Genomic DNA, 3,854 nt, shown 5'->3' on the forward strand with positions numbered 1-3,854 from the left:
ACATTGACCGTTGTATTAATAAGGACTGGGCATGGTGAATTCGCCACTGTTTTCCGAGATTATAGAAAACCCAGCACTGATGCGCAGCTTGTTGGAGTCATTACCCGAACCCACTTTTCTGATTAACCGCGATGGCGTATATGTGGAGGCCTTAGGAGGCACGGATCGCAGCCGACACCACGACCCAAGGGTTCTCATTGGTCTCAATCTATACCAAGTATTACCCGAAAAAAAAGCCGCTTGGTTTCATCAAATTATCCAAGAAGTCATTGATAACGGACAAATGCGAGAGTTTGAATACGATCTCGACCTAAGGGTAATTGCTCAATTTAAAGGCAGCTCTGGCCCTATCGATATTCAGTTTTTTAACGCATTGGTCATCCCGCTGAAAAATACTGAGTACGTGCTATGGATTGTGAGAAATATTACCGCTTATAAGCGCACGTTAGAGCGGCTTTCTATACACCAACTTGAGTTAGAAAAACTGACCAATGTGGATCATTTAACTCAGGTCTATAACCGTTATGCGATGGACTCATTGCTGCCCAAAGCGTTAGATAAGATCAAACGTGAGCAAAGTAGTGCTGCAATTTTCATGATCGACTTAGATTGCTTCAAAGAATATAACGACCACTATGGCCATGTGAATGGCGATACTGTGCTGCGCAAGATAGCGAGCACTCTGCAGCATTGGAAACGTAAAGATGACCTCTGCTTTCGCTATGGAGGAGATGAATTTCTACTATTTATTGCGGATATTGATATTAAACAGTGCGAGCAAAAAGCATTACAACTACTTAGTGAAGTGAGAGAGCTGCAAATCCCTCACCGCTATTCTCGTGTCTCATTGTATGTATCGATTACTATCGGCATCCAATATTGCGAACACATACCGACTGGCATGACGCCAGAACAGTTTGTATCAACGGCCGATAAAGCGCTGTTTCACGCGAAGAATCAACAGCGCGGAACTATTCATATACTACACAAGGCTTAGTCGATGGTGTGATGATTAGCCCAACGTTGCGCGGCTTGGGCATCTGAATCTCGAGACTCCACCCAGCGTGTTTGTTCGGTGGTGCGCTCTTTCTTCCAAAACGGTGCTTTGGCTTTAAGGTAATCCATAACGAATTCGCACGCCTCAAAAGCCGCACCACGATGTGAGCTCGACACGCCTACAAACACGATTTGATCGCCAATATCTAAATCACCGATTCGGTGGATCACACGGATTTTTTGCACCGGCCAACGTGCCTGCGCCTGATCACAAATATCACTCAAAGCTTTTTCTGTCATTCCCGGATAGTGCTCAAGCGTTAAGCCAATAACATTATCACCTAAATTCATATCACGAACTTTGCCAATAAAGGTAACCACAGCGCCAGCGGAAGTACCTTGCGACAAATCACGGTATTCTGCGTCTACCGAGAAATCTGATATTTGAACGGAAATACGACTATCCATCACTAGCCTCCGGTTACTGGAGGAAAAAAAGCCACTTCATCACCATCACTTAACGGGTAATCAAAGGCAACGATGGTTTGATTGACTGCCACCAGCAGTTTTCCCGGTTGCAAGGCTAAATCCCATTTCCCAGGCTGCGAGGCTAAGTGGCTACGCAGTGCTTCAACCGTAGCAAACTGTGCCTTGAGTTGAATGCTGTCTTGGCCGATCAACTCACGAGTTTGAGCAAAAAAGAGAACATTAATCATGCGTGACCTTTTGTTGTGGCTGAGCGCTAAAGTAACCCGATTTCCCGCCGCTTTTTTCAAGTAAGCGCACTTGTTCAATCACGATATCTTTTTGTACTGCTTTACACATGTCGTAAATGGTTAACGCCGCCACCGATGCCGCGGTTAAGGCTTCCATTTCAACCCCTGTTTTACCGGTTAATTTACACAATGATTCAATTCGAACTTTGCTTTGTGCTTCGATGGCTTCAAGCTGCACTTCTACTTTAGTAAGCAGCAATGGGTGGCACAGTGGGATTAAATCCCACGTTTTCTTCGCCGCTTGAATGCCCGCAATTCTTGCGGTGGCAAACACATCACCTTTGTGGTGTTGCCCAGAAAGGATCAGTTGCAGCGTTTGTGGTGACATCTTCACAAAGGCTTCCGCACGTGCTTCACGTACGGTTTCAGCCTTGGCAGAGACATCGACCATATTGGCTTCGCCTGAGGCATTAATATGAGTAAATTCGCTCATTGAAACCCCGTTAAACCGAAAGATGTGGCATAAAGTTGCATGGGCGATGGCTGGCATCTAACTGCTGTTTGATGATTTTTGTCCAACCGGTTTTGCACGCTCCTGTTGAACCTGGCATGGCAAAAATAACCGTATGGTTGGCAAAACCTGCAATGGCGCGAGACTGAATGGTTGAAGTGCCAATTTCATCGTAAGAGACCAATCGGAACAGCTCGCCAAAACCTTCAACTTCTTTATCAAACAAGGGCTTTAATGCCTCTGGTGTGCTGTCGCGTGAGGTAAAACCCGTTCCACCCGTGATCAGCACGGCTTGCACGTTTTCATCCGCGATCCACTGAGACACAATCGCGCGAATTTTATACTGATCATCAATAACAATCTGCTTATCGGCCAGAATGTGTCCCGCTTGTTGAAGTTGCTCAGCTAAGTAACCGCCTGAAGTATCGTTTTCTTCAGTACGAGTATCGGAAACCGTCAGTACGGCAATATGTGCTGGTTGAAATGCGCTTTCTGCGTGACCCATGTGTTCACCTACTGTTCAAATGTGTACCACATCACCCGCTAAACAATAGCCAGTGACAAAAAGAATTTAGCCGCCAATGGAGGCGAGATTAGGCGTCATACCCGTATTGCCATCTTGTAAAAAATGGCTGACCGACTTGGTCTGTAATTGCGCTTGAATTCGCTCAATTAAGGCTTGCTGTTGATTATCTTGGGCGAGCAGATCGCGTAATTCAACGCCTTGCTCACCGAAAAGGCACAGGTGTAACTTCCCCTTTGCCGAAACACGTAAGCGGTTGCAGCTATGGCAAAAGTTTTTCTCATACGGCATGATAAGACCGATTTCACCTTGGTAATCGGCATGAACAAATACTTGCGCTGGCCCATCATTGTGAGCTCGGGTTTTCAGCACCCAACCATTGGCAATCAGTTGATTACGAATGGCAACACCTGAAATATGGTGACGCTCAAACAGCGAGTCCATTTCACCAGTTTGCATTAGTTCAATAAAACGAAGTTGAATAGGGCGATGTTTAATCCAATCTAAAAAAGCAGGTAACTGCTGATGATTAAGGTCTTTTAGCAGCACAACGTTGACTTTAACTTGCTGGTAACCGACTTCAAAAGCGCGATCAATCCCCGCCATCACTTGCGTAAATTTGTTTTCACCCGTGATTTGGTGGAACATTCTTGGATCAAGACTATCGACACTGACATTGATATGCGTTAACCCGGCCGATTGCCAACCTTCTACTTGTTTGGCCATACGGTAACCGTTGGTGGTGGTCGCCACTTTCTCTATACCAGCGGTATTCGCCACACAAGCAATAATGTCGTTAAAGTCTTTGCGCAAAGTCGGCTCCCCCCCTGTGATGCGTACTTTCGACGTACCACAGTCGGCAAAGGCTCGCACGACGCGTTGTATTTCAGGAAGGGTTAAAAAAGACGAGTTTTTCTGCCCCGAAGGTTGATAACCATCAGGCAGGCAATATGTGCATTTAAAGTTACAGACATCTGTAACAGATAAACGTAAATAATAAAATTTACGTTGGAATCTATCTTCGAACTGTTGCGCCACGGAACACCTTTCCAAATACGGGAGGCATAATCATTTCCAATTATGCCCTTGTGGTATTAGACCACTGGCT

6 protein-coding genes and 1 riboswitch are annotated in these 3,854 nt (G+C 45.6%); of the genes, 1 reads left to right on the forward strand and 5 read right to left on the reverse strand.

Annotation, left to right across the window (positions count from 1 at the left end):
* Positions 1-31: 31 nt before the first annotated feature.
* Positions 32-997 carry a sensor domain-containing diguanylate cyclase gene (locus tag AACT21_RS07635; RefSeq protein WP_013857257.1) on the forward strand — a complete coding sequence of 322 codons (966 nt, stop codon included), beginning with the start codon at positions 32-34 and terminating at the stop codon, positions 995-997.
* On the opposite strand, the gene moaE is transcribed toward AACT21_RS07635, so the two are convergent.
* The 5 genes from moaE to moaA form a co-directional block, all read right to left on the reverse strand.
* Complete coding sequence (moaE, locus tag AACT21_RS07640) at positions 994-1,464, reverse strand: molybdopterin synthase catalytic subunit MoaE (RefSeq protein ID WP_038148363.1); 471 nt, start codon at positions 1,462-1,464, stop codon at positions 994-996. The genes AACT21_RS07635 and moaE overlap by 4 nt on opposite strands.
* Positions 1,465-1,466: 2 nt before the next feature.
* Positions 1,467-1,712, reverse strand: a complete 246-nt coding sequence (gene moaD / locus AACT21_RS07645) for a molybdopterin synthase sulfur carrier subunit (RefSeq protein WP_010320680.1) — start codon at positions 1,710-1,712, stop codon at positions 1,467-1,469.
* Positions 1,705-2,205, reverse strand: coding sequence for a cyclic pyranopterin monophosphate synthase MoaC (gene moaC / locus AACT21_RS07650; RefSeq protein WP_010320681.1), 501 nt, complete (start codon positions 2,203-2,205; stop codon positions 1,705-1,707). The genes moaD and moaC overlap by 8 nt, the downstream gene beginning before the upstream one ends.
* Positions 2,206-2,215: 10 nt before the next feature.
* On the reverse strand, positions 2,216-2,728 hold the full coding sequence (moaB, locus tag AACT21_RS07655; protein ID WP_010320682.1) for a molybdenum cofactor biosynthesis protein B: 513 nt from the start codon (positions 2,726-2,728) through the stop codon (positions 2,216-2,218).
* 66 nt (positions 2,729-2,794) lie between these two features.
* Positions 2,795-3,784 (reverse strand): GTP 3',8-cyclase MoaA, encoded by a 990-nt coding sequence (moaA, locus tag AACT21_RS07660; protein WP_026028246.1) that lies wholly within the window; start codon positions 3,782-3,784, stop codon positions 2,795-2,797.
* A riboswitch (molybdenum cofactor riboswitch) is annotated at positions 3,773-3,854 on the reverse strand. This riboswitch is flagged as partial in the annotation. (Overlaps the previous gene by 12 nt.)

This window comes from Vibrio sp. V08_P9A1T1 (assembly GCF_963874405.1).
GTDB classification, from domain to species: domain Bacteria; phylum Pseudomonadota; class Gammaproteobacteria; order Enterobacterales; family Vibrionaceae; genus Vibrio; species Vibrio anguillarum.

What these genes read in the sequence shown, in the direction of transcription:
- AACT21_RS07635 (WP_013857257.1), top strand. Translation starts at nt 32, where the DNA reads ATGGTGAATTCGCCACTGTTTTCCGAGATTATAGAAAACCCAGCACTG.
- moaE (WP_038148363.1), bottom strand. Translation starts at nt 1,464, where the DNA reads ATGGATAGTCGTATTTCCGTTCAAATATCAGATTTCTCGGTAGACGCA.
- moaD (WP_010320680.1), bottom strand. Translation starts at nt 1,712, where the DNA reads ATGATTAATGTTCTCTTTTTTGCTCAAACTCGTGAGTTGATCGGCCAA.
- moaC (WP_010320681.1), bottom strand. Translation starts at nt 2,205, where the DNA reads ATGAGCGAATTTACTCATATTAATGCCTCAGGCGAAGCCAATATGGTC.
- moaB (WP_010320682.1), bottom strand. Translation starts at nt 2,728, where the DNA reads ATGGGTCACGCAGAAAGCGCATTTCAACCAGCACATATTGCCGTACTG.